Source organism: Anabaena sp. FACHB-1391 (genome assembly GCF_014696755.1).
GTDB classification, from domain to species: Bacteria; Cyanobacteriota; Cyanobacteriia; order Cyanobacteriales; family Nostocaceae; genus Dolichospermum; species Dolichospermum planctonicum.
On sequence record NZ_JACJQS010000090.1, the window covers coordinates 1 to 953 of the forward strand.

Genomic DNA, 953 nt, shown 5'->3' on the forward strand with positions numbered 1-953 from the left:
CAAAATGGAGAGTTTGATCCTGGCTCAGGATGAACGCTGGCGGTATGCTTAACACATGCAAGTCGAACGGTCTTTTCGGAGACAGTGGCGGACGGGTGAGTAACGCGTAAGAATCTACCCTCAGGTCGGGGACAACCACTGGAAACGGTGGCTAATACCGGATGTGCCGAGAGGTGAAAGGCTTGCTGCCTGGGGAAGAGCTTGCGTCTGATTAGCTAGTTGGTAGTGTAAGAGACTACCAAGGCGACGATCAGTAGCTGGTCTGAGAGGATGATCAGCCACACTGGGACTGAGACACGGCCCAGACTCCTACGGGAGGCAGCAGTGGGGAATTTTCCGCAATGGGCGAAAGCCTGACGGAGCAATACCGCGTGAGGGAGGAAGGCTCTTGGGTTGTAAACCTCTTTTCTCAGGGAAGAAAAAAATGACGGTACCTGAGGAATAAGCATCGGCTAACTCCGTGCCAGCAGCCGCGGTAATACGGAGGATGCAAGCGTTATCCGGAATGATTGGGCGTAAAGGGTCCGCAGGTGGCATTGAAAGTCTGCTGTTAAAGAGTTTGGCTCAACCAAATAAAAGCAGTGGAAACTACAAAGCTAGAGTTTGGTCGGGGCAGAGGGAATTCCTGGTGTAGCGGTGAAATGCGTAGATATCAGGAAGAACACCAGTGGCGAAGGCGCTCTGCTAGGCCGAGACTGACACTGAGGGACGAAAGCTAGGGGAGCGAATGGGATTAGATACCCCAGTAGTCCTAGCCGTAAACGATGGATACTAGGCGTAGCTCGTATCGACCCGAGCTGTGCCGGAGCTAACGCGTTAAGTATCCCGCCTGGGGAGTACGCAGGCAACTGTGAAACTCAAAGGAATTGACGGGGGCCCGCACAAGCGGTGGAGTATGTGGTTTAATTCGATGCAACGCGAAGAACCTTACCAAGGCTTGACATGTCACGAAT

At 53.1% G+C, this 953-nt stretch carries 1 rRNA gene; it reads left to right on the plus strand.

Annotation, left to right across the window (positions count from 1 at the left end):
• Position 1 precedes the first annotated feature (1 nt).
• Positions 2-953, plus strand: a 16S ribosomal RNA gene (locus tag H6F62_RS20320); the annotation flags it as partial.